The sequence below is a fragment of the Mycolicibacterium anyangense genome (assembly GCF_010731855.1).
Lineage (GTDB): Bacteria > Actinomycetota > Actinomycetes > Mycobacteriales > Mycobacteriaceae > Mycobacterium > Mycobacterium anyangense.
Window position 1 is genome coordinate 2,552,521 of the sequence record NZ_AP022620.1, and the last position, 22,495, is coordinate 2,575,015.

Below are 22,495 nucleotides of genomic sequence, written 5' to 3' on the forward strand. Positions count from 1 at the left end.
ACAATACCCTGAGTTCTTGTAATTCCGCCCACTTCCCCGCGGTGCAATGACTCACGTCACAACCCCAGGTGCCAAGACCGGCGGCCGCGCCATCTCGGGGCCGACACGTACACCAATGCCACAGTGACTCAACAGGTTCATAGCTGGCCGGCTACGCCATCGAGATCTACTGCGCAACTGCGGAATTCGAAAATGCTGGAGCTCTCCGTGTCGCCGCCGGATGAGGTAGAGCGAGTTCGACATAGATTGCAGCGCCCCGTGAATGACCAGTGCCCGATGGCAGCACTGCGAAAACCTGTGTTGTTACTGGGATTATCGCGTCAGACCTGGACTCGCCGACCATCATCGGCGTTTGCTAGAGCTTCGGGTCGGGTATCAGTTGCGATGTTGGTGATCCCATCGCCACGGCACCGGCAATCCCAACCGTCGGCAGCGATGGCAGCAAGAGATCCACGAGCAGGGCTTTTCTCGACGAACCCTAGGAGACAGGATGCTCAACCCCCGTTGGACGTCATTGGCAGCCGCGGTCGCCATGGCCTCGATCATCGTCACGGCGCCCACCCCGGTCGCGCAGGCCGCGCCACCACCACCTCCGCCTGGCGTACCGGGCGGACCTGGCGGACCCCCGCCGGGCGGACCGGGCGGCCCACCTCCGCCACCATGGCAGGGTCCTCCGCCGGGCGGACCGGGCGGCCCACCTCCGCCGCCATGGCAGGGTCCCCCGCCGGGCGGACCGGGCGGCCCACCTCCGCCGCCATGGCAAGGCCCTCCGCCGCCACCGTGGAACCCTGGCGGACCAGGCGCACCCGGCGGGCCACCTCCGCCTCCCCCACCACCCGGGTGGCAGCCCGGTCCGGTCCCTCCCCCGCCTCCGTGGTGGCAGCCGGCGCCACCGCCACCATGGGCTCCGCCACCGCCTCCCCCGCCGCCATGGCAACCCGATGCGTCCGTGATCTGGGATGGTGGGCAGAACGCCTGGGGATTCTGGCTTGGGCCGATATGGATTCCGCTCTAGCTCAGCATGCGCAAAGAGCTGGGCGGCACGCCTCAGCGTGACCGTCTTCGATTCATCACCATCCCGGTGAATGCCTGAGACAGCGATGTGACGGCCCTGAAGGCGTTGAGGTGAGGACCGACTGTCGGCACTCACCGTCAACCCTTCTGGGCCGATCACATCGAGTGGGAGCCCGTGTCGCTATGGCGTCTGGACGCCAGAAAGATCCTCGTGGTACTCAGATGTGATGGCGCGCAACAGGAAAGCCGTCATGATGAGGTACCAGATACCGAAGACGGCGGCCGGAATCCAGAATCCGATGATCCCGGTCCACGCGAACGGGCCGGTCTTGAAGAAGATGATCATGCTCGCCGGCAGTAGCAGCACCGCGACCCAGGCGTTGAAGTAACCCAGCCAGCGGGGAAACACCGGCTCTGGTCGGCGATCGCTGAAGATCGCCACGATGAGCGCGCCCAACTGTCCGAGAATCGGCGGCCAGGGCAGTATCAGCATGACGTAGGACAGATCGTTGACGAGCTTGGTCAATTCGGCTGGGCGGTCGGGGCGGAACAGGCCGCCGATGAACAGCAACACCGGGATGATCAGCACGACCGTCACGATGATGCCCGAGGCGAACTGCAGGATCGCCAGGCTCGGAACCCGCAACTCGGTCCGGCGGATCTGCATGCTGATCGCGAAGAAGAACGGGATGGTCAGGAAGATCCCGATGAGCCCGAGCAGAGCGCCGATACGGTGCAGGTTCGCCCCGTCACCGTAGGCCGCAGCCACCTGGTCGGCGGTGAATGACGGCGGAATCAGTGGGATGAATCCGCCCAACAGGCCCCATCCGCCGAACAGCAAGATCACGAAAGCCGGTCCGCACCAGGCACAAAAGACCTGGATGCGCCGGGAAAGCTCGATGTCGTGCCGCAGGGCGGCGGCCTCCGATCGAGACGGCATCATGGTGAACTCCTGGCGTCGGGCATGCCAGCGTTCGCTGGCCATCACGAACATAGCGGCCAGCCGATGCCAAGATCAACAGTGAATCATGATTCAGCTGCAGTCTGGCCGTGCCCGCTGCAGTCTGGCCGTGCCCGCTGCACTCAGGCACTCAGGCACTCAGCTCGATGATGTGAGCGTCGCGCACCCCGAAGTAGCGGGTCGGTGTGCAGGTCAGCACGATCACTTGACCGTGACTGCCGACAGAGTCGAACACCGCGCCCATTTTCGTCAGCCGCTCCGGGTCGGTGAAGCCCAGCGCGTCGTCGATGATCACCGGCACGGTGTCCTCCTTGGCCACCAGCGCCGCTCCGGCCAGCCGGGCCAGGATGCCCAGTTGTTCCTTGGCGCCACCGGACAGCGACTCATACGGCACAGTGCATCCGTCGAGCGTGCGGTTGCAGATCTTCAAGTCGCTATCGACCTCGACCTCGAACGTCGGCCCGAAGACCGGCTGCCCGAGGCGTTCGATCTCTCTGCGGAACGGTTCGACATAGCGCTGCCGGGTGTTGTCCCGGTGCCGAGCCATCACGGTGCGCAACAGATGTGCGGAGCGGGCCCGGCGGCCAACCCGGTCATGGTCGGCCCGGGCATGCTGCAGCGTGGTCTCGGCCACGTCCAGGTCGCCCTGCCGACCCTCGCTGCCAATGACACCGAGCTCGACGGTCAGATCGTTCAGTGCGTGCTCGATCTCGCCGATGTCGCGAGACAGCGTGCTCGCTACGGCGCGCGCGGCGGCCAGCTCTGCTTCGACCGCAACGGGATCAGCGGCCGCATACCGCTCGGCCAGTGCGGCCACCGCGGCGTCGGCCTCCCGGGCCTCCGCAGCATCCGCGGCGGCCCTGGCTGCCACCTCGTCATCTCCGGCAGTCGCCCGCAGGGCGGCCAACCGGTCCTGCAGAGTGGCCAGTTCAGCCCTGGCGGCCGCCGCCTGGGCCGTGAGAACCGTTGTCTGAGTCGACTTCTCGACCGCGTGCGACTTAGCCTGAGCGGCCACTCGCGCATCGACACCCGCCTGCGCCTTGACCGTGGCAAGCGCCTCCCGGGCGGCGGTGAGCCGATCGTCGGCCGTCGCCCGGTCGACATCCTCGCCCGGCTGCGAGGCAACGGCCGCCTGCGCAGCGGCGACCTGGGCTCGCAGCGCCTCGACGTCGTCGTCGCCCACCAGCGCCGCCAGCGTCGCGCCGATCTGGTCGCGGCTGCCGGCCAGGGTGCACCGCCGCTGCTCGAGTTGACGGGCACCATCCACGTCGGCGGCACCGCCCTGCTGCAGCGCCTCGGCCAGAACAGCCTGTGCCGCGCCGAGCTTGTCCCGGATCCCGGCGGTAGTGACGCCCGGGTCGATCCGGACGCTCAGTACACCGGGCAGCTCGATGGTGGTCGCCGCCGACACCGGCGGCGACCACGACTGCCCGGCCGTCAACGGCACGGCCCGACCGTCGACCGTCAGCTGCAGATCAGCTGCCGCGGTGAACTCGAAGCTGGCGACCGTGGCCGCCAGCTGGGCCTCGCACCGCCCCACCAAGGCGGCCGCCGACTCGATATCGGCCATCACGTCAGCGGTCATGGTGATGCCAGCGAGCTGGGCCTCGACCGTCGCCAATTCGGCACGCGCAGAGTCGATCCGGGCCAGCTGGGCGGCCAGCCGCTGCGCCTGCTCCCGTCCAGCTAAGTCGTTGACCACCTGCTGCGCGCCGGCAAACTGAGCCTCGGCCGCGGCCAATGCGGCCGCAGATTCCTGCGCGGCTGCGGCGGCAACAGTGGCGACCTCCTGCGCGGTCGCCTCTGCCTCGGCGGCCCCGGCCACCTCGGCGTCCGCCTCGGCGATGCGGGCCGCACGCTCCTGCACCTCAGCGCACATCCGTGCCCGTTCGGCCTGCGAGGCCGCCGAGGCCGCACCGGTTCCGGTGGCCGCGGCGGCGACCAGCCGAGCGTTCTCGAGTTCGGTGCGCAGCGCCGCCAATTCGGCACCGGCTCGTTCAGCGGCCTCGCTGCGCTGCGAGACGGTGCTCCGCTGAGCCGTCAGAACAGACAGCTTCTCGGCCAGCTCGGCATGCCGGGCCACCCGCTGGTCGACCTCGGCGACGGCCGCCCGGCAGCGGGCCACCTCGTCGGTGGCAGCCTTCAATTGGCTGATGGCACAAGACCACTCACCGGTCGGCCGGCCGGTGGAGGTGAAGTAGCGGGCGTACTCGGCGTCGATGCGCTCGATGAGCAACGAGTCGGCACCGGAGGCCTCCAGGGTGTCGGCGGTGTCCCCGGCGGCCACATCGAGGGCACGCGACAAGGCGTCGCACCCGGACAGATCCACCGCCGCCGTCGAGCCGGTCTGCAGCACCCGCTGGGCGTGCCACAGGTCGGTGTCCACCGTCTCGGCCAGCATGGCCCGCACCCGCTCGTGTGCCTCGTCTCCGGTCAGTTGTTCACGCCGCGGCGCGACGATGGTGAGCTCGGTCCTGGGCTTCTTGTGGAAGCACTTGGTGTAGACGAATCGGTATGGGCCCGTGCTGATCTCGGCCGTCACCTCGGATCCGACGTCGGCGTGGGTGGGCTTGACCTGCTTGACATCCTTCTTGGTGGAACGGTCCTTGGACTCCAGCAGCAGATCGAGCGCCTCGATCATCGAGGTCTTGCCGACCTCGTTGGCACCGCAGACCACGACCACGCCCTGGTCGGGAAAGGTGATCTCGCGGTGGGTGATTCCGCGATAGTTCGTCAGAACGAGTCGGTGCAGTTTCATGCCGCGTTGCCTCCGGCGAGTCGCAGCAGCAGGCCGAGCGCACCCTGGGCGTTCTGGGCGTCCTCGCCGTCACCCCCGCGGGCGGTGGCAACCAGCTCCTCCAGCGCGGTCGCGGCGAAGCCGCCGATCCCGAGGTCATCGAACTCTCCGTCGGCCGGCATGACCGCGATGTCGGTGTGGCGTTCCCAGGTGCCCAGGTAGGCGAACAGCCGGGCGTACTTGTCCAGGCAGGCATCCAAGGCTGCCCGGTCGGTGACTGTGAGCGTGCCGGTGAGCCCGAGTTGTACGACAGTGCGGTCCTTGTCCGCCATCAGGTCGAGGTTGACGTCGAGATCGGCGATGTCCCGGCTGTCGTTGACCGGCCGGTGCAGGGTGAGGAAGCGCCACCGCCCCACGTGGCGCGCCTCGACCGAGACCGGGTGGGCCGGATGTTCCTCGTCGATGTCGACCACCAGGACATGGCCCGGATCGGCCTCCACATGGTCGTAGTTGGTGACCTCCGGCGAGCCGGAATACCAGATCCGGCCACTGTCGCCGACACACGTGCGAGAGTGCTTGTCCCCCAACGCCACATAGTGCACCGCGCCGCGCTCGAGGGCCTCGGCCAGCGGGGCCATCCGGATCAGCGAGACCCGGGTGGGATCCGGGTCGAGGATGTCCACTCCGCCGTGTGCGACGATGATCCGGGTGGTGCCGTCGGCGGGCAGGCCGGCCAGCACCTCCGCGACGAGGTCGGTGGTCGGCGACTTGGAACGCCACGGCGCGACGACGAGCTCCACACCGGGCCGCACCTCCCACACCCCGGCCCGGTCCAGGACCGTCACGTTGTCGGGGCATTCGGCGGTGAACAGTGCGCTGGTGTACACCGACGACGCGTCCAGCGGGTCGTGGTTGCCAGGCAGCAGGTACACCGGAACGCCGATTCCCCGCATGGCCTCCAGCGACTGGCTGACCACCTTCGGGGCGAGCTGGTTGTGTTCGAAGACGTCGCCGGCGACGACCACGAACTCCGCACCGCACCCGCCGGCCAGCGGCCCCAGGCTGGACACAGCCTCCCGCCGGGCGGCTGAATAGCGCGGCTGAGCCTCCCCTTCCAGGAAGTGCCGCGTCATGCCGAGCTGCCAGTCGGCGGTGTGCAGGAAACGCATGGGCCGCAGTGTATGGCGGTCCGCCGACAAGTCCGGGGACCTCGACCGGCATGTGCGGTCCACGCTTTAGCCTGTCTGCGTGAGTACCCGCAGCCTGATCGTCATGCGCCACGCCAAGTCGGACTATCCCAGCGGCGTCGCGGACCATCAGCGCCCGCTGGCGCCCCGCGGCATCCGGGAGGCCGGGCTGGCCGGGGACTGGCTGCGCGACAACCTGCCGCCCATCGAGCAGGTGCTGTGCTCGTCGGCGACCAGGACGCGACAGACCCTCGAGCGCACCGGCGTCAACGCCCCGGTCGAGTTCTCCGACCGGCTTTACGGCGCCACTCCCGGCACCATGATCGAGGAGATCAACCAGGTGCTCGACGATGTCGCCACCCTGCTGGTCGTCGGCCACGAACCGACGGTGTCCCAGGTCAGTCTGGGCCTGGCCGACCCGCAGGCTTCCGACCACGATGCCGCGGCACAGATCTCGATGAAGTTCCCCACCTCGGCCATCGCCGTACTGCGGGTACCGGTCAGCTGGTCAGCGCTGGAACTCAGCGGCGCCGGGCTGATCGCCTTTCACGTGCCCCGTTAGTTGGTCTTCGCGCAAGCGCTCATCCCCGTTAGGAGTTGGTGGCCAGCGTCAGTTCCATCAGCTTGATCGCCTGACCACACGCGTCGATACCGGGGGCCTGCGGGTTGATCCACCACCCGACCACGCCGGCGGCATCGCTGGCCACGCCGCAACCGCCGTTGGGGTCGTTGGTGCGCATCACGATGGACCGCACCCCGGCGATCGACCGGTTCTCCACCTGGTACTTGAGGAAGTCGGCGATCTTCTTCTCGTTGTCCAGGCTGCCCTGCTCGAACCAGAACCGGGTGATGTCCACCAGCCCGGCCGGGTTGGCGGCCTGCCAACGGCACACCGCGCCGACGAACGTGCTCTGGATGTCCAGCGGATCGGCCCCGACGGTCTTGGCGATGATGTCCTGGGTCAGGACTTCGCATTCCTTGAGCAGGTTCGGGTACTGCTGGGCGGAGTTGTCATTGCGATCCACCGTGCCCGAACCGGACTTGGCGGCGGTGCCGTCGACGGTACGCGCGCAGCCGGTGACCGCGGCGAACACCGACAGGACCGCCACCGCGCCGACGAGCGGACGCCGCAACATCGCCGGGCTCATTTCGCGTTCACGATCGATTGCCGGGTCAGTTCCTTGGCGACGTCGCACGCCGGCGGGAAGGGCTTCTCGGCGAAGCTGACCGACCACTCGATGAAGTCGTCGTTGAACTGGATGCCGATCTCGCACAGGTTGTCCCCCAGCGTCGGATCAGTGCCGACCGCGATGAAACCGCTGTGGCCTTCGATATTGATGTCCTCGACGCTGGTGCGCGACAGCTCCTCGGTCTTGCGTTCCCGCCCGATCGGGCTGCCGCGGAACCAGGTGAAGGAGAAGTGCGGGCCCAGGATGCCGCCACCGGCCAGCCACTGGCAGCCGATCGAGTTCTTGGCGGTGTTCACCAGACCTGTCACCCGCGTCTGCTCGGCGATCGTCTGGTCGCTGATGCCGCCACACTCGGGGAACGTCGGGCCGTGCTTGGCGTTGGCCGGCGACGGCGTGTTGGGCGCCGCCGACGATTGCGGGGCCGGCCCACCGGAGTCCGACGAGCATCCGCTCACCACTGCTGCCGCGACGGCCAGTGCCGCCACGGCCAGTTTGCGCGCCGCTGTCATGCGCACCTGCTGCGAGTCACAGCATGCACTGTAGCGGGCAGCCCATCGACCAACCACCGACATGCCGCTTGACCAGCCGGTTTGTAGGTGACCCGCAGGTTGCCCCGCGACACGGTTCAGCGACCACGCAGTGGCGGTATGCGACAGTAACGGGATGCTCCTGGCGCTGCTGAGACAGTACGTCCGGCCGTACCGGTGGCTGGTCGCAGCGGTGATGGTGCTGCAGGTCATCAGCACGCTGGCCTCGCTGTACCTGCCGACGATCAACGCCGCGATCATCGACGACGGCGTCGCCAGGGGCGACACCGGCCTGATCACCCGGCTGGGTCTGCTGATGCTGGCGGTGACCGCGCTGCAGGGCGTGTGCGCCGTGGGCGCGGTGTATTTCGGTTCGCGCACCGGCATGGGGTTCGGCCGGGACCTGCGCTCGGCGATGTTCCACCACGTGACCACCTTCTCCGAGCGCGAGACCTCCCGATTCGGTGCACCCTCGCTGCTGACCAGGACCACCAACGACGTCCAGCAGATCCAAGTTCTGGTGCAGATGACGGCCACGGTGCTGGTGACCGCGCCGATCATGTGCGTCGGCGGCATCGTCATGGCGATTCACCAGGACGCGGGGTTGTCCTGGCTGCTGCTGGTGAGCGTGCCCGTGCTGGCCGTCTCGAACTACTGGGTGGTGTCGCACATGCTGCCGATCTTCCGCAGCATGCAGCGGCTGATCGACGGCATCAACCGGGTGATGCGCGAGCAGCTCTCGGGTATCCGGGTGATCCGCGCGTTCGCCCGCGAGGACTTCGAGCGCGAGCGGTTCGCGGTGGCCAATGCCGCGGTCTCCGACACCGCGCTGGCTGCCGGGCGCTGGCAGGCGTTGATGCTTCCGCTGACCACGCTGACCATCAACATCTCCAGTGTGGCGCTGATCTGGTTCGGTGGTCTGCGCATCGACGCCGGGCAGATGCAGGTGGGATCCCTGATCGCGTTCCTGTCCTACTTCATGCAGATCCTGATGGCCGTGCTGATGGCTACTCTGCTGTTGCTGATCCTGCCGCGGGCCTCGGTGTGCGCCGAGCGGATCACCGAGGTGCTGTCCACCCACACCGCCATCACCAGCCCGGCCGCACCGGCGCATCCGGTCGGCGGCATCCGCGGTGAGGTGAGCCTGCAGAACGCGACGTTCAGTTATCCCGGCGCCGAACGCCCTGTGCTGGAGGATATTTCGCTGACTGCACGAACCGGGACGACCACGGCGATCGTCGGCTGCACGGGCTCGGGCAAGTCGACGCTGATCTCGCTGATCTGCCGGCTCTACGACGTGACCGGTGGCGCGGTGCACGTCGACGGGATCGACGTGCGCGACTACGACACCGAGGAATTGTGGTCGGCACTGGGGTTGGTGCCCCAGCGCGGCTACCTGTTCTCGGGAACGGTCGCCGAGAACCTGCGGTACGGGAAGTCCGACGCCACCGAGGAGGAGATGTGGGCGGCGCTGCGGGTGGCCGCGGCCGACGACTTCGTGGCCGCCCATCGTGACGGTCTCGGGATGCGGGTGGCCCAGGGCGGGATCAACTTCTCCGGTGGGCAGCGCCAGCGGCTGGCGATCGCGCGGGCGGTGATCCGCCGGCCCGCCATCTACCTGTTCGACGACGCCTTCTCCGCTCTCGACGTGCACACCGACGCGCGCGTACGCGCCGCGCTGCGGGAGGTGTCGGCCGGCTCGACGATCATCGTTGTCTCGCAACGGATCTCGACGGTGATGCAAGCCGACCACATCGTCGTCGTCGACGGTGGACGGGTGGTCGGGGCGGGCAGCCACGACACCCTGCTGGCGGACTGCCCGACGTATGCCGAGTTCGTCGACTCCCAATCGCTGGGTGCCGGAGTCGGAGGCATCGGGTGACCGGGGCCGGAATGCGCGGCGGCGGTATGCGCATGCTCAACCAGGATCCCCGCCAGGCCCGCTCCCGTGATTTCCGGGGTTCGGCGCTGCGCCTGCTGGCGCGGCTGACCCCGCAGCGCTGGCTCGCGGTGGCGGTACTGGTGCTGACGATGGCCGGGATCGGGCTCGGCGTCGCCGGCCCCCGCATCCTCGGACATGCCACCGACCTGTTGTTCAACGGCGTTATCGGCCACCAACTGCCCGCCGGCATCAGCAAGAACCAGGCCATCGCCGCGGCTCGGGCGCGCGGTGACAACACCTTCGCCGACCTGCTATCCGGGATGAACGTGGTGCCGGGCCGGGGCGTCGACTTCGACGCGGTCGGCCGCACCCTGCTGCTGGCCCTCGCGCTGTACCTACTTGCCGCACTGTTCGTCTGGGTCCAGGCTCGGCTGCTCAACGTGATCGTGCAACGCACGGTGCGGGCGCTGCGCGCCGACGTCGAAGCCAAGGTGCACCGGTTACCGTTGTCCTACTTCGACTCTCGGCAGCGCGGCGAGTTGCTCAGTCGGGTGACCAACGACGTGGACAACATCGCGTCTTCGGTATCGATGACCATCAGTCAGCTGCTCACCTCGGTGCTGACGGTCGTCGCCGTGCTGGCCATGATGCTGACGATCTCCCCGCTGCTGACGCTGATCACGGTCATCACGGTTCCGTTGTCGCTGTGGGTGACCCGGGCGATCGCCCGGCGTTCGCAGAAGATGTTCATCTCCCAATGGACCAACACCGGCCGGCTCAACGCCCATATCGAGGAGACCTACAGCGGTTTCACGGTGGTCAAGACCTTCGGGCATCGGGCCGCGGCGCAGGAGCGGTTCCGGGACTGCAACGACGACGTCTACGACGCCAGCTTCGGCGCCCAGTTCTTCTCCGGTCTGGTCGCCCCGGCCACCACCTTCGTCGGCAACCTCAGCTATGTGGCCGTCGCCGTCGTCGGCGGCTACCAGGTGGCCACCGGGCAGATCACGCTGGGCAGCATCCAGGCGTTCATCCAGTACGTGCGCCAGTTCAACCAGCCGCTGACCCAGGTCGCCGGAATGTACAACACGCTGCAGTCCGGGGTGGCCAGCGCCGAGCGGGTGTTCGACTTCCTCGACGAACCGGAGGAATCACCGGACGCGCCGCAGACGTTGCCGCGCAGCGGCGGTGGCCGGGTCCAGTTCGAGAGCGTGTGGTTCGGCTACCGGGCGGACACTCCCGTGATCGAGGATCTCTCGCTGGTGGCCGAGCCCGGCAGCACCGTGGCGATCGTCGGGCCCACCGGAGCGGGCAAGACCACTCTGGTGAACCTGCTGATGCGGTTCTACGACGTGGACTCCGGGCGGATCCTGCTCGACGGCGTCGATGTCCGGAACATCAGCCGCGAGTCGCTGCGCTCGCGGATCGGAATGGTGCTGCAGGACACCTGGTTGTTCGCCGGCACCATCGCCGAGAACATCGCCTACGGCAGGCCGGGGGCCTCCGAAGACGACGTGCTGGCAGCGGCCCGCGCGGCCTATGTTGACCGCTTCGTGCGGACGCTGCCCGACGGGTATCAGACCCGGGTCAGCGACGACGGCTCCAACATCAGCGCGGGCGAGAAGCAGTTGATCACGATAGCTCGGGCATTCCTGGCCCGCCCGCAACTGCTGATCCTCGACGAGGCGACCAGTTCGGTGGATACCAGGACCGAGCTGCTGGTGCAGCATGCGATGACCGAACTGCGCAGGGAGCGAACCAGTTTCATCATCGCTCATCGCCTCTCGACGATCCGCGATGCCGACGTCATCCTGGTGATGCAGGCCGGCCGGATCGTCGAAAAAGGCACCCACGCCGAGCTGTTGGCCCGGCGGGGCGCCTACTTCGCGATGACGCAGGTCTAGCCGGCCCCGCTAGCCGACGCCGTCGAGGATGTCGGTCTCGGTTCGGCCGATGCGGCCGACGACCTCGGGCCGGGTGCGCTTGACGTGACCGAACCACACCAGAGCGAGAGCCACCGTCGCCAGGAACAGGTACGGAATCACGTTGAGAGGGAAGGCCGGAACCGGGTAGACGTTGGCGAAGAAGGTGTAGGCCATCGCCACCACCGCCACGACCGCTGCCGTCCACACCAGCCGGTTGGGGATGCCCGCACGCTTGGTGTAGGCCACGCAGGCGATGGCGACCAGGGCGTAGGCGACCATGTAGCCGTAGGTTCCGTAGGTGTCCACCCAGACCACGATGTTCATCGGCGCGACGCCCGCGACGAGCAGGACGATGTCCAGCGCGATGGCCAGCGGCCCGGCGATGAGCAGTACCCGGTGCGGGGTCAGGTGGTTCTCGTGGGTGCGGCCGAACCGCTCGGCGACCACGCCCTCCTTACCCATCACGTAGACGATCCGGCCGACCACGTTCAACGGCGCCACCACAACCGCGAAGAACGACGCACCAACGCCGAACGTCAGGATGGGCGTGAACCACCCCGGCATGCCGATCTTGACGGCGATGTCCTGCAACGGACTTGCGCTGGCAGCCAGCCCGTCGTGCAGCAGCGCGATCTGGGTGTAGGCGGCGAAGACGTAGAGCACGCCGACGACGATCGCACTCCAGATGATGGCGCGGGGAATGGCGGTATACGGGTTGCGGGCTTCGCGGCCCAGGGCGTCAGCCGAGGAGAACCCGACGAAGCCGAGGATGCCCAGCACCATCCCGACCGCCACGCCCTGCACGGGAACCCCGGTGAGCGAGAACTGCGCGGGATCCCACGCCGCCGGACCGGCCCACACCAGGGCGAGCACCAGCAGGATGGTGATGATCGTGACCGAGATCAGCTCCAGCACCAGGGAGACGCGCGCGGACAACCTGATTCCCCGAATGGTGAACAACGTTGCCAAGCCGCCCAATACGATCGCCAGTGCGATGTGCCAACCGAGACCCTGAGCCGGCAGCCCGATCAACGTCAGGAAGTCACTGGCATAGGACACCGCACCGCCCAGTGAGCCGGCGGCGATCCCCCAGCATCCGATCAACAGCGACACCCCGGCCAGGTAGGCGCCGAATGGTCCCAGCCCCTTGACGACATAGGTGTACAAGGATCCTGCCGAGGCGTTGCGCCGGGCGAAGACCACCACGCAATAGCCGACGGCCAAGATCACCACCGTGGCCAGCGCAAAGGACAGCACGGTGCCGTTGCCGGCGCTGAGGTAGATCGCGGCGGCGGTGAAGGCGATGACCGCGCTCGGCGCGATGTTCGCGATCGCCTGGGCGGCCAGCTCAGGACCCGACATCACCCCCCCGGCGCAGCCCGGCATCGGTCGGTGTCACGGTGGTGTTGGACATGACTCTCCAAAGATGTTCTGGTTCAGGGCTTTCAGGGAATCAGCAGGGTTCTCAGCGCTTCACCGGACTCCAAGTCGTCGAAGGCCTCGGCCGCCTCGGCCAGCGGACGCCGGGCCCAGATGAGCGGGTCGAGTTTGAGCTGACCGTCCATGTAGCGGTCGACGAGTGCGGGGATGTCGATCGACGGCCGCACCGAACCGTAGTTGGACCCGAGGATGCGTTGGTCGGCTTCGGCCAGCACCAGCGGCTCGAACGAGGCGCGAGCGCCGGTCGGGGGCAGGCCGACGATCACCGCGGCGCCGCCCAGTCCGAGCATCCGGATGGCTTGCTCGGTGGTCGAGGTGTTACCGAAAGCGTCGAAGGCGTAATCGACACCGTCGGGAATCAAGGCGAGCAGTTGTTCGACGGCGTCCCCGCGGGAGGCGTCGATGCGGTCGGTCGCGCCGAACTGCATGGCGAGCTGGGTCTTGTCGGGCATGACGTCGATGGCGACGATCCGTTCGGCGCCGGCGAGCTTGGCACCTTGGACCACGTTGAGTCCCACACCGCCACAACCGATCACCGCCACGGTGGCCCCCGGCTCCACCGCGGCGGTGTTCAGCACCGCACCGACCCCGGTCGCCACCGCGCACCCCACGACCGCGATGACGTCCAGCGGTGCGTCATCGCGAACTTTGACCGCACCGGAGGCCGGAACGACGACTTCTTCGGCGAACGACGAGACGCCGAGGTAGTGATGGACGGGCTCGCCGGCGCGGGACAGTCGCGAGGTGCCGTCGAAGAGAACACCTTTGGGCCCGACAACGGTGGCGGCCTTCTGGCAGCGCGCCTCATGCCCGGAGCGGCAATAGCGGCACTCGCCGCACGGCGGCACCCAGGACAGCACCACGTGGTCGCCGACGGCCAGCGAGGTGACGCCCTCCCCGAGTTCGACGACGACGCCCGATCCTTCGTGGCCCATTACCAGCGGTGCCGGTGCGTCCCACTCCCCGCGCTTGACGTGCAGATCGGAGTGGCAGACACCGGCAGCGGCAATCCGCACCCGAACTTCCCCGGCCTTGGGCCCGGCGAGTTCGACGTCGGTGTGCTCGACGGGGGTGTTCTGGTCTCGGAAGACGATGGCTTTCACAGCAGGTTCCTCATCGCAGACGGCGTAGCTCGAACGCACCGAATGCTAGGGAGCCCGGCCCCGTCCCGTCACTGTGAAAATATGTGGTTTCCCGAGCAGGATTCACCGCTTTGTACACTCAGCCGATGGCCTATGACGTACGCGCCGTTGCGGCGTCACTGGACGCCGAGCTGTTCCTCGGCGGCGTCGACGCCGGTGTGCCGGTCAACGAGGCGATCCTGCTCGAGCAGTTGGTGGTGGGCAGTGCACCCGGTTTCGCCAGCGCCGTCGTCGGCTCCCCCGATGCCTTTGCCAACGCACTGGCCGACGAGGCGTTGTCAGCGCACCTGGCTACCTGCGTGGCGGTGGTCGCCGAGGCGCCCGCCAGTCCGGGGCTGACGGCGCGGCTGGCGACCGAACGCATCACCACCATCCATGCGGGCGCGCACGCGGTCGAGGTCGCGCACCTGACCCTCGCCGCCCGGATCGCCACGGACCAGGCCGCCGAGGACCGGCGGGTGACGACCGGGACCAAGGTGCTGACCCAGGTCGCCCGCCGCGGCGGTGTGGTGGCCGTCGTCGCCGAGATGGCCCACCGAATCGACGGCTGGGCAGTACTTCTCGATGCGCGCGGAGAACTCATCACCACCGCGGGCGCCGGAAGTCTGCATGTGCGTGATGCGGTCGCGGTGGCGCTCCGCCGTCCGGTCCGGGTCCGGCATACCGGCTTGCAGGTCCATCCCGTCGGACAGGGCGAGGACATCAGCGCCTACCTGGTGATCGGCGCACGGGGGCCGACCAGCCGCAGCCGTGACCTGGCGTCGCAGGCGGCGGCACTGTTGGATCTGCTGCTGCGAACCGCCGACATCCCAGCAACCGAGCGCCTCGGGCGGGAAGTGATGCTGACGACCTTGCTGCGCGGCGGACAGGAGGCCGCGGCGCTGCTGCGGCGCTGGGGCGTCCACGAGACATCGCTGACCGCGTTCGCGGTGGCATCGCGATCCCGGACGATCGATCCCGAATCGCTGGCCATCCGCTGGCTCGACGACCTCGGCGCGGCTCATGTGCTGGCTCCGCTGGACGGCCGGGTGCTCGGGTTCATCCGCGACGATCGGGCTCAGGATCTGGCGAACATCGTCGAGCAGCTGAGCTCCGAGGGCAGGATGCCGCTTCGCCTCGGCCTGGGGTCGTCGGCCAAGACGCAGCTGCTGGCCCGCTCGGCCGCCGAGGCCAGGAAAGCCCTGGACGTCGCGGTCGTCGACGCCCGCCCGGTCGTCTGGTACCGGTCGCTGGCGACGGTGAGTTATGTGCTCGACCACCTGGACGACGGCTCCACGGCGCGCATCGCCGCCGTGCTCGACCCCCTTCGCGACGAGGAGGGCCGGCACGGCGAGCTGTTGCGCACGCTCGAGATCTACCTGGCCGAGCACGGCGTCTGGGGGGCGACGGCCACCCGGTTGGGGGTGCACCGGCAAACCCTTGCCAGCCGCATCCGCCGGGTCGAGGAACTCACCGAACTGTCCATGGCGAACCCGGATGACCGCACGACGGCCTGGTTGGCGATCCGGGCGCTGCAGAACGCCGGGGCGTCCCCGGTCTAAAGCCGATTCAGAGACCGGGGCCTTCGGCGCGCAGTTCGTCCACCTCTGCCATCGCGGCGCGCAGCTTGGCCAGCCACTCCTCGGCGTGCTCACCGACCAGGCGGACACTCCACGCCAGGGCATCGGAGCGCGAGCGGGCCACGCCCGCGTCGACGAGGGTGTCGAGGACCTGGCGTTCGGGCTGCTTGAGCCGGGTCATCACCGGTACCGCGATATGGGTGAACACGATTCGCTCGCCGCCGACCTCGACGCCCCAGGACACCTTGCGGCCGTACTTGTCCTGCGCCTCGTCGGCGATCCGCATCCGCTCGGAACGGGTGTCCTCGCGGAATCGGGACGCCCGGCCCGAAGCGCGGGCCTCGGATTCAGGACCGTCAGCGGGGTCGGGCAGCCGGCCGATGACGGTGATCTCTTCACGGTCGACGATGACGGAGGGGTCTCCGTCGAACCAGGTGTCGGGCAGCCGGCCGGCGAACCATTCACCTGCGTCGCCGGCGTCGGGCTGGTCGGCCTGCTGCCAGCCACCGGGTCGGCCGGGACGGCCAGAACGGGGATGTGCGTGTTGATGCTTCATAAATTACATAATTACATCGTTGCACCCGGCCGGCCAGTGTTTCTCTGCGGGCGAACGTCGGCGGCGCAGAATGCCGCAGTTATGCGCCGGCCCGGCGAGCGCGAAACAGCTTGACCTCGTCTTTGATGCCCTTGAGGTGGCGGGCCTTGGCGAATGACCAGGCGAACGCGGTGTCGTCGGCGACCTGCTCGCGGGCCGACTCGGCCAGCAGCACCGAACCGGGCCTCGCCGCCGACGTCACCCGGCTGGCCAGGTTCACCGGGCTGCCGAACCAGTCGCCGGCGCGGGTGACCGCGGGACCGTAGGCCATCCCGACCCGCAACTGGGGCAGGTCCGCGTCGGCCTCGATGGCGGCACTGAGGCGCAGCATGGCGTCAAGCAGTGCGGTGGTGTCCCTCGACACCAGCATCACCGCATCGCCGATGGTCTTGATGAACCGCACCGGCGGCGTCGCGACCTCGCGCGCCGCGTCGGCCAGCCTGTTGGCCAGCTGTTCGAGTTCCTCGGGGGGCACCGTCTCGCCGAGCCGGGTGAAGCCGACCAGGTCGCCGAACGCCACCGCCACCAGACGCGCACCGGGCAATGGCGCACCAGCCGCGCGTTCGTTGGCATTGACCGCCTCGGTTTCCATCGAGTGGCGCAATTGCAGCATCAGCATGTCCTGGATCATCGGGCCCAGCAGCGGTGCAATCTCGGAGACCAGTGCCTGCGCGCCCTTGGCGATGTCGAGCTCACTGGCGCCGGGGTGCATGACGGCGGCGAGCGCTGTGGTGCGCATGACCTCGGCCGCATTCGAAAGTCCTTCGGCCAGAACCCGAACCACGCTGAGCATCAGGTCCGGATCAATGCCGCGGTCGATGAACCGCTTGATGTGCACCGCGGTGTCGCCGTCCGGACGCATGAACACCGCGGCGTCGGGGTCCTCGACGGAGGGCAGGCCGCTGGCCCGCTGGAACCGGGTGAGCATGTCCAGGTCGAGGCCGGCCCACTCGCTGATCTGACGGGCCGAGACGTAGGTTCCGTCGTCACCGATCGTGCGGCGTGCCGGAAGCAGCATCGGAGCGAAGGACGCCCGGATCTCCTCGATGGTGATGCCCTGCGCGAGCAGCCACGGGATCAGTTCGGCCCGCTCTGCACGGGATTCGCCGCTCAGACCGTCGAGCAGCCCGGACGTTTCGATATCGGCGTCGTCGCTCACCGGTTCAACGTATACGGTCACCGGTGATGTCTTCATCGCCACTGCTGGAGGGACTGCCGCCGATCGCCGACCGGCAGGCCCGGCTGCTCATTCTCGGCAATATGCCCAGCGTAATGTCGCTAGCGGCGGGCCAGTACTACGGGAATCCGCGAAATGCGTTCTGGCGCATCATTTCCGAGCTTTTCGACGTCACTGCCGACGCACCGTACGCGCAGCGCACCGAGGAACTGCGGCGGCACGGGATCGCGGTGTGGGACGTCCTCAAACACTGCCGCCGGATCGGCAGTCTGGACTCCGCGGTCGAACCGGGCAGCATGGTGGCCAACGATTTCGCCAGCTTCTTCGCCGCTCACCGTGGCATCCGTCGGGTGTTCTTCAACGGTGCAGCCGCCGAGGGCAACTATGCCAGATTGGTACACACCCAAACCGATGTCGACTACTTCCGGCTACCGTCGACGAGCCCGGCGCAGACCATGCGCTACGCCGACAAGCTCAGCGCGTGGCGGGTGATCGCCGGCTCATGACACCGGCGGTCGCCGGTTGGCCCACGGTCGGGCCTTCTCGATCTGGTGGCTCAGCGACAGCAGGGTGGCCTCGTCGGAGGGCCGGCCGACGAGTTGCACCGACACCGGAATCCCCTCACCGTCAAGGCCCCACGGCACGACCGCGGCGGGCTGGCCCGTCGCGTTGAAGATCGCATGGAACGGAACCCGGGACGCGACCATCGCCAGGGTGGCGAGGCCGCCGCGGTGCTGGTACTGCCCGACCCGGGACGGGCCGGTGGCGGTGCCCGGCGTGATGAGGACATCGACGTCGTCGAAGATCGACCCCACGCGGGCAGCCAAGGTGGCCTCGGCGGCTCGGATCCTGGCGATCTGCTGATCAGAGATCAGACCACCGAGTCGCGCCAGCGCCTTGGTGCGCGGCTCCAGGCGCTCGCGGTGCGGAAGCTGCTGCACGTCGTCGTAGATGCCACGCCACATCCTGGGCAGCACGTGACCGTAGACGGCCCAGGCCGGATAGTCCGGGTCGCGCCAGATGACCTCGTGCCCGAGGTCGCGCAACAGCGCCTCGACTCCGTCGAGAGCCTTCTGCTGGGCCCCGCCGACATGGCCCACCACGGTGGGAGGAATCTTGGCGCTCAACGCGATTCGCAACTTCTTGGGCTTACGGGCCGCGGCCGCCACGAAGCCGCCCCGAGGCGCCCGCGCGGTGTTGGTGACGTCGAGGAACAGGGCGGCGTCCTCGACCGTGCGGGTGATCGGTCCGTTGACGCTCAACCCCTGCCAGGCGTCGGTGTGCGGGTCCATTGGCACCCGGTCGCGCTGCGGCTTGATCCCGAACAGCCCGCACCAGGTCGACGGTATCCGGATGGACCCGGCGCCGTCGGATCCGAGCGCCATCGGGGCCAGGCCGGCGGCCACCGCCGCACCGCTGCCGCCGCTGCTGCCGCCCGGGGCGCGGGCCAGGTCCCACGGATTGTGGGTGGAGCCGAAAGCGACCGTCTCGGTGAATGGCCACAGCATCATCTCCGGCACCGCGGTCTTGCCCAGGATCACCGCACCGGCTTCGCGCAGCCGTCGCACCACCTCGGCGTCCTGCGTCGGCGGCAGGCCGTGAGCGCTGCTGCCGTAGCAGGTGAACTCATCGGCGACGTCGACGTCGTCCTTGATGGCGATCGGCACACCGAGCAGCGGCAACCGCTCCCCGGCCTCCAGCCGCTGCTGGGCGGCCGCGGCTTCCTTGCGGGCGCGCTCGGTGAGCACCACCCGGTAGGCGCGGACCTCCCGGTCCACCCGGGCGATCCGGTCCAGGTAGAGGTCGAGCAGCGCGGGCGCGGTGATGGTGCCGGCGGCGAGCATGCGGGCCTGCTCCGCAGCGCCGGCGAACGCGATGTCGGTGAGGTCCACGTCCGGCAGCGTATCGCCGTAACGGAACAGGCCCCGCCCGACACTGCCCTACCAATGCCGAAACCGCCGCGGATGAGCTGCTCAGCGCTCGTGGAGCTGCTGAGTGACTACGACACGGGTGCGCTCGACGTGCCGACCGCGGCGCGGGTACGGCTGCATCTGCTGATCTGCACGGGCTGCCGCGGTTACCTGGCCCAGTTGCGCACGACGGTGGCGATCGTGGCTCGGCTGCGGGGCGAGCATCTGGACCCGGCGTTGCGGGATCGGCTGGTCGCGGCCTTCCTTGACGGGCAGTGATCGCGCACCGGCTACGGTGGCGGCATGTCATGTGTGTTCTGCGAGATCGTCGCCGGCACCGCCCCGGCCATCCGGGTCTACGAGGATGACGACCATCTGGGCTTCCTCGACATCCGCCCGTTCACCCGCGGCCATACCCTGGTGGTGCCCAAGCGGCACAGCGTGAACCTGACCGACACCCCGGCGCAGACGCTGGCCGGGATGCTGGCGGTGGGCCAGCGGATTGCCCAGGCCACCCGGGTTTCGGGGCTCGGCGCGACGGGTAACAACATCGCCATCAACGACGGCAAGTCCGCGATGCAGACGGTGTTCCACATTCACCTGCACGTGATTCCGCGTCGCGATGGCGACAAGCTGTCCTTCGCCAAGGGCATGCTGGTCCGGCGCGACCCGGACCGGGAGGCCACCGGCCGGATCCTGCGCGAGGCATTGGAGTTGATCGGATGACATCGGCGCTCGACAAATTCATGATGCGGTTCCTGACCGTGCACGACACGCTCTACAAACGCAGCGGCGGGTGGATCGGCCACCGGCTGCCCTTCGCCCCGCGCATGCTGCTATTGCATACCACCGGGGCGAAAACCGGTGCAGCGCGGTCGAATTCACTGGCCTACTATCGCGACGGGGTGGACTATCTGATCGTCGCCTCCAACGGCGGTGGCCCACGCAGCCCGGGCTGGTACCACAACCTGCGGGCCGACCCGCACGTCGAGATCAACATCGGGCCGCGCCGGGTGCCCGTCACCGCACACGTGGTGTTGCCCGACGATCCGGACTACGCGCGGCTGTGGAAGATCTGCGACGACGAGAACGGTGGACGCTACAGCGCCTACCAGAAGCTGACGACGCGGCCGATCCCCGTGGTGCGGCTGACGCCCTAGTCACACCAGCCGCATCCGCCACCGGAGAAGGTGGGGCACCATGGGTTCCCACCTTCGAGCGACTTGTGGGGTCGGGGTCCGCGATGTTTCGAGTGCGGCCCGCCTCGGCGAGATTGAACCTGCGCAGGAAAGGTTCGAGTGGACGTCTGCGTGACGTCAATCTCGGCGCAGACTTGCCTTAGAACAGCTCTTTGGCCAGCAGTTCCAGGGTGGCCTCCCGGGCGGGCGCGGTCGCCGGGTCGGTGCCGCGGTACGCCGAAGCCACCGGGTTGACCATCACCTCGTCGACCCCGAACTCGGCGGCCAGCGCGCGCACCTGATCAGCGGCCTCGGCCGGCGCGCCAACGATTGCCATGGCCCGCCCGGCCGCGATGACGGCGCCGGCCTGGGAATGCATCGACAGTGCCGCCGCGTCCTCGACCAGGTCCAGCGGGCTCAGCGGCTGGCCGGTGCGCAACCGCGCCATCATCTGCAGATTCGGCAGCAGCAGCGCGTGGGCCTGCTCGTCGGTGGGCGCCACCACGGCATTGACCGTCATGAATGTCACCGGCTCGGCGGTCAGCGCCGAGGGCTGGAATTCGCTGCGGTAGATCGCCAGCGCCTCGGCGGTGCCCTGTCCGGCGAAGTGGTGGGCGAACACGTACGGCAAGCCCTTGGCCGCCGCCAGGTGCGCCGAGTACATCGACGAGCCGAGCAGCCACAGCCGCGGCTCGCTGACCGCCCCGGGGGTGGCCTTGAGGACGTAGTCCTGGCCGCGGATCGGCACCCGCACCCCGCGGGCGCTCATCATCGCCGCGACCTCGTCGAGGTACTGGGGAAAGTTCTCGACGTCGGAGTCATCGCGGGTACCCCGCAGCAGGATCGAGGTCACCGGATCGCTGCCCGGCGCCCGGCCCAGTCCCAGGTCGATGCGGCCCGGGGCGGCGGCCTCCAGCAGCGCGAACTGCTCGGCAACGGCCAGCGGCGCGTGGTTGGGCAGCATCACCCCACCCGAACCCAGGCGTACCTGGGTGGTCTGGGCGGCCAGATAGGCGATCAGCACCGGCGGGCTGGTGGCCGCGACGGCGGGCATGTTGTGGTGCTCGGCCAGCCAGTACCGGGTGAAACCGAGCCGGTCAGCGGTCTGCGCCAGCCGCACCGTTGCCGCCAGCGCATCGCCGGTGCTCTGATCGGTACGAACCGGGACGAGATCGAGGACGGAAAGGCGCATGACCTTCTCAACGCCTCCCGTCGCGCAGAGCTTCCCCGCCGCCCAGACCTGCGCGCTGGCGGGCGTCGGTGAACACCTCGTCGAGCATCGCCGGGGTGAGCCGGCCGGTGAACATGTTCTGCTGGCTGGGGTGATAGCACCCGATCAGCGCCACACCCGACGGCAATTCGGCCACCGCGCCGTGGCCGAACTTCGGCTTGGCCGGCCCGGCGAACGGTCCGAGCAGGCCCAGCGCGGCCTGCCACGCGAACCCGCCGAGAGCCACCACCACCCGCACATGCGGGCCGACCAGCCGCCACTCGGCAGCCAGCCACGGCTCACACGCCGAACGTTCCCCGGGCGTGGGCGCATTGGCCGGTGGCGCGCACCGGACCGCCGCCGCTATCCGAATCCCGTTGGTGCTCAACCCGTCTGCTGCATCCACGCTGACCGGTGAGTTCACCAGTCCGGCGCGGTACAGCGCGGCGAACAGCTGGTCACCGGACCGGTCCCCGGTGAACACCCGGCCGGTGCGGTTGCCGCCGTGGGCGGCCGGCGCCAGCCCCAGCACCAGGATCAGTGGCCTGGCCGAACCCCATCCGGTGATCGGTCGTCCCCAGTAGGGCTCGACCGCGAACGCCCGGCGCTTGGTGACCGCGACCTCCTCGCGCCAGGTCACCAGCCGCGGGCAAGCCCGGCACACACTGACCAGTGCGTCCAGCTCGTCGACGTCACCAACCTTGGCCGCCAGCGTCGCGACGCGGCGCGGTGTCGTGGCCACCGGCGTCTCGGGCACCGCCGGGTCCCCCGGCCAGCCAGTGCCGGGCGGCACCGGCGACTCGAACGGCACACCGGTGCGCGGATGAGCGTGTGCAGTCACCAGTCCACTGTGCACGCTTA

General features: G+C 68.6%; 21 protein-coding genes. 9 read left to right on the forward strand and 12 right to left on the reverse strand.

Annotated features, from left to right (window positions below; all coding sequences use genetic code 11):
- Nucleotides 1-756 precede the first annotated feature (756 nt).
- Nucleotides 757-1,056 (forward strand): hypothetical protein, encoded by a 300-nt coding sequence (locus tag G6N35_RS11855; protein ID WP_163804428.1) that lies wholly within the window; start codon nucleotides 757-759, stop codon nucleotides 1,054-1,056.
- A 139-nt stretch (nucleotides 1,057-1,195) separates the two neighbouring features.
- Here G6N35_RS11855 and G6N35_RS11860 read toward each other — a convergent pair whose 3' ends face one another.
- The 3 genes from G6N35_RS11860 to G6N35_RS11870 form a co-directional block, all read right to left on the reverse strand.
- Entirely contained in the window at nucleotides 1,196-1,999 is an 804-nt protein-coding gene (locus tag G6N35_RS11860) for a hypothetical protein (RefSeq protein ID WP_163804429.1), read from the reverse strand.
- 106 nt (nucleotides 2,000-2,105) lie between these two features.
- Nucleotides 2,106-4,733: an AAA family ATPase gene (locus G6N35_RS11865; protein WP_163804430.1), complete on the reverse strand. Its 2,628-nt coding sequence runs from the start codon at nucleotides 4,731-4,733 to the stop codon at nucleotides 2,106-2,108.
- Entirely contained in the window at nucleotides 4,730-5,881 is a 1,152-nt protein-coding gene (locus tag G6N35_RS11870; protein WP_163804431.1) for a metallophosphoesterase family protein, read from the reverse strand. Before G6N35_RS11870 ends, G6N35_RS11865 begins: the two co-directional genes overlap by 4 nt.
- Before the next feature lie 103 nt (nucleotides 5,882-5,984).
- On the opposite strand from G6N35_RS11870, the gene G6N35_RS11875 reads away from it, so the two are divergent.
- Nucleotides 5,985-6,461: a SixA phosphatase family protein gene (locus tag G6N35_RS11875; RefSeq protein ID WP_163807624.1), complete on the forward strand. Its 477-nt coding sequence runs from the start codon at nucleotides 5,985-5,987 to the stop codon at nucleotides 6,459-6,461.
- Nucleotides 6,462-6,489: 28 nt separating this feature from the next.
- Here the strand turns inward: G6N35_RS11875 and G6N35_RS11880 are convergent, their stop codons facing one another.
- Together G6N35_RS11880 and G6N35_RS11885 are read right to left on the reverse strand one after the other, a co-directional pair.
- Nucleotides 6,490-7,032 carry a DUF3558 domain-containing protein gene (locus G6N35_RS11880; protein WP_170313171.1) on the reverse strand — a complete coding sequence of 181 codons (543 nt, stop codon included), beginning with the start codon at nucleotides 7,030-7,032 and terminating at the stop codon, nucleotides 6,490-6,492.
- Nucleotides 7,033-7,043: 11 nt separating this feature from the next.
- The gene (locus G6N35_RS11885; protein WP_163804433.1) at nucleotides 7,044-7,598 is read right to left on the reverse strand and encodes a DUF3558 domain-containing protein; all 555 of its coding nucleotides are present in this window, start codon (nucleotides 7,596-7,598) and stop codon (nucleotides 7,044-7,046) included.
- A 154-nt stretch (nucleotides 7,599-7,752) separates the two neighbouring features.
- Here G6N35_RS11885 and G6N35_RS11890 point away from each other — a divergent pair, with 154 nt between their 5' ends.
- Complete coding sequence (locus G6N35_RS11890; RefSeq protein WP_163804434.1) at nucleotides 7,753-9,498, forward strand: ABC transporter ATP-binding protein; 1,746 nt, start codon at nucleotides 7,753-7,755, stop codon at nucleotides 9,496-9,498.
- 11 nt (nucleotides 9,499-9,509) lie between these two features.
- Nucleotides 9,510-11,402, forward strand: coding sequence for an ABC transporter ATP-binding protein (locus G6N35_RS11895; protein WP_163807625.1), 1,893 nt, complete (start codon nucleotides 9,510-9,512; stop codon nucleotides 11,400-11,402).
- Between the two features lie 9 nt (nucleotides 11,403-11,411).
- On the opposite strand, the gene G6N35_RS11900 is transcribed toward G6N35_RS11895, so the two are convergent.
- The gene (locus tag G6N35_RS11900; RefSeq protein ID WP_163804435.1) at nucleotides 11,412-12,785 is read right to left on the reverse strand and encodes an APC family permease; all 1,374 of its coding nucleotides are present in this window, start codon (nucleotides 12,783-12,785) and stop codon (nucleotides 11,412-11,414) included.
- A gap of 83 nt (nucleotides 12,786-12,868) precedes the next feature.
- The gene (locus G6N35_RS11905) at nucleotides 12,869-13,966 is read right to left on the reverse strand and encodes an alcohol dehydrogenase catalytic domain-containing protein (protein ID WP_163804436.1); all 1,098 of its coding nucleotides are present in this window, start codon (nucleotides 13,964-13,966) and stop codon (nucleotides 12,869-12,871) included.
- Between the two features lie 125 nt (nucleotides 13,967-14,091).
- Between G6N35_RS11905 and G6N35_RS11910 the strand changes: the two genes are divergently transcribed.
- Nucleotides 14,092-15,546, forward strand: coding sequence for a PucR family transcriptional regulator (locus G6N35_RS11910; protein ID WP_163804437.1), 1,455 nt, complete (start codon nucleotides 14,092-14,094; stop codon nucleotides 15,544-15,546).
- A 7-nt stretch (nucleotides 15,547-15,553) separates the two neighbouring features.
- On the opposite strand, the gene G6N35_RS11915 is transcribed toward G6N35_RS11910, so the two are convergent.
- Both G6N35_RS11915 and G6N35_RS11920 read right to left on the reverse strand, forming a co-directional pair.
- Nucleotides 15,554-16,120 carry an ATP-binding transcription factor AbmR gene (locus G6N35_RS11915; protein ID WP_163804438.1) on the reverse strand — a complete coding sequence of 189 codons (567 nt, stop codon included), beginning with the start codon at nucleotides 16,118-16,120 and terminating at the stop codon, nucleotides 15,554-15,556.
- Nucleotides 16,121-16,199: 79 nt separating this feature from the next.
- A complete protein-coding gene (locus G6N35_RS11920) occupies nucleotides 16,200-17,354 on the reverse strand; it encodes an adenylate/guanylate cyclase domain-containing protein (protein ID WP_163804439.1) in 1,155 nt (384 codons plus the stop codon).
- Here G6N35_RS11920 and G6N35_RS11925 point away from each other — a divergent pair.
- Nucleotides 17,345-17,842, forward strand: a complete 498-nt coding sequence (locus tag G6N35_RS11925; protein WP_163804440.1) for a DNA-deoxyinosine glycosylase — start codon at nucleotides 17,345-17,347, stop codon at nucleotides 17,840-17,842. The two genes, G6N35_RS11920 and G6N35_RS11925, sit on opposite strands and share 10 nt — an antisense overlap.
- Here the strand turns inward: G6N35_RS11925 and G6N35_RS11930 are convergent.
- The gene (locus G6N35_RS11930) at nucleotides 17,837-19,228 is read right to left on the reverse strand and encodes an amidase (RefSeq protein WP_163804441.1); all 1,392 of its coding nucleotides are present in this window, start codon (nucleotides 19,226-19,228) and stop codon (nucleotides 17,837-17,839) included. The two genes, G6N35_RS11925 and G6N35_RS11930, sit on opposite strands and share 6 nt — an antisense overlap.
- A 54-nt stretch (nucleotides 19,229-19,282) precedes the next feature.
- Between G6N35_RS11930 and G6N35_RS11935 the strand changes: the two genes are divergently transcribed.
- The 3 genes from G6N35_RS11935 to G6N35_RS11945 are packed head-to-tail and all read left to right on the forward strand — an operon-like array spanning nucleotide 19,283 to nucleotide 20,406.
- Nucleotides 19,283-19,525, forward strand: a complete 243-nt coding sequence (locus G6N35_RS11935) for an anti-sigma factor family protein (RefSeq protein ID WP_246224287.1) — start codon at nucleotides 19,283-19,285, stop codon at nucleotides 19,523-19,525.
- 24 nt (nucleotides 19,526-19,549) lie between these two features.
- Nucleotides 19,550-19,972 (forward strand): HIT family protein, encoded by a 423-nt coding sequence (locus G6N35_RS11940; RefSeq protein WP_163804442.1) that lies wholly within the window; start codon nucleotides 19,550-19,552, stop codon nucleotides 19,970-19,972.
- On the forward strand, nucleotides 19,969-20,406 hold the full coding sequence (locus tag G6N35_RS11945) for a nitroreductase family deazaflavin-dependent oxidoreductase (RefSeq protein ID WP_163804443.1): 438 nt from the start codon (nucleotides 19,969-19,971) through the stop codon (nucleotides 20,404-20,406). The genes G6N35_RS11940 and G6N35_RS11945 overlap by 4 nt, the downstream gene beginning before the upstream one ends.
- 178 nt (nucleotides 20,407-20,584) lie before the next feature.
- Here G6N35_RS11945 and G6N35_RS11950 read toward each other — a convergent pair whose 3' ends face one another.
- Together G6N35_RS11950 and G6N35_RS11955 are read right to left on the reverse strand one after the other, a co-directional pair.
- On the reverse strand, nucleotides 20,585-21,616 hold the full coding sequence (locus G6N35_RS11950) for an LLM class flavin-dependent oxidoreductase (protein WP_163804444.1): 1,032 nt from the start codon (nucleotides 21,614-21,616) through the stop codon (nucleotides 20,585-20,587).
- 7 nt (nucleotides 21,617-21,623) lie between these two features.
- Nucleotides 21,624-22,475, reverse strand: coding sequence for a uracil-DNA glycosylase (locus G6N35_RS11955; RefSeq protein WP_163804445.1), 852 nt, complete (start codon nucleotides 22,473-22,475; stop codon nucleotides 21,624-21,626).
- Between the last annotated feature and the right edge of the window lie 20 nt (nucleotides 22,476-22,495).

What these genes read in the sequence shown, in the direction of transcription:
- G6N35_RS11855 (WP_163804428.1), top strand. Translation starts at nt 757, where the DNA reads ATGGCAAGGCCCTCCGCCGCCACCGTGGAACCCTGGCGGACCAGGCGC.
- G6N35_RS11860 (WP_163804429.1), bottom strand. Translation starts at nt 1,999, where the DNA reads ATGGCCAGCGAACGCTGGCATGCCCGACGCCAGGAGTTCACCATGATG.
- G6N35_RS11865 (WP_163804430.1), bottom strand. Translation starts at nt 4,733, where the DNA reads ATGAAACTGCACCGACTCGTTCTGACGAACTATCGCGGAATCACCCAC.
- G6N35_RS11870 (WP_163804431.1), bottom strand. Translation starts at nt 5,881, where the DNA reads ATGCGTTTCCTGCACACCGCCGACTGGCAGCTCGGCATGACGCGGCAC.
- G6N35_RS11875 (WP_163807624.1), top strand. Translation starts at nt 5,985, where the DNA reads ATGCGCCACGCCAAGTCGGACTATCCCAGCGGCGTCGCGGACCATCAG.
- G6N35_RS11885 (WP_163804433.1), bottom strand. Translation starts at nt 7,598, where the DNA reads ATGACAGCGGCGCGCAAACTGGCCGTGGCGGCACTGGCCGTCGCGGCA.
- G6N35_RS11890 (WP_163804434.1), top strand. Translation starts at nt 7,753, where the DNA reads ATGCTCCTGGCGCTGCTGAGACAGTACGTCCGGCCGTACCGGTGGCTG.
- G6N35_RS11895 (WP_163807625.1), top strand. Translation starts at nt 9,510, where the DNA reads ATGCGCGGCGGCGGTATGCGCATGCTCAACCAGGATCCCCGCCAGGCC.
- G6N35_RS11900 (WP_163804435.1), bottom strand. Translation starts at nt 12,785, where the DNA reads ATGTCGGGTCCTGAGCTGGCCGCCCAGGCGATCGCGAACATCGCGCCG.
- G6N35_RS11910 (WP_163804437.1), top strand. Translation starts at nt 14,092, where the DNA reads ATGGCCTATGACGTACGCGCCGTTGCGGCGTCACTGGACGCCGAGCTG.
- G6N35_RS11915 (WP_163804438.1), bottom strand. Translation starts at nt 16,120, where the DNA reads ATGAAGCATCAACACGCACATCCCCGTTCTGGCCGTCCCGGCCGACCC.
- G6N35_RS11925 (WP_163804440.1), top strand. Translation starts at nt 17,345, where the DNA reads ATGTCTTCATCGCCACTGCTGGAGGGACTGCCGCCGATCGCCGACCGG.
- G6N35_RS11920 (WP_163804439.1), bottom strand. Translation starts at nt 17,354, where the DNA reads ATGAAGACATCACCGGTGACCGTATACGTTGAACCGGTGAGCGACGAC.
- G6N35_RS11935 (WP_246224287.1), top strand. Translation starts at nt 19,283, where the DNA reads ATGCCGAAACCGCCGCGGATGAGCTGCTCAGCGCTCGTGGAGCTGCTG.
- G6N35_RS11940 (WP_163804442.1), top strand. Translation starts at nt 19,550, where the DNA reads ATGTCATGTGTGTTCTGCGAGATCGTCGCCGGCACCGCCCCGGCCATC.
- G6N35_RS11945 (WP_163804443.1), top strand. Translation starts at nt 19,969, where the DNA reads ATGACATCGGCGCTCGACAAATTCATGATGCGGTTCCTGACCGTGCAC.
- G6N35_RS11950 (WP_163804444.1), bottom strand. Translation starts at nt 21,616, where the DNA reads ATGCGCCTTTCCGTCCTCGATCTCGTCCCGGTTCGTACCGATCAGAGC.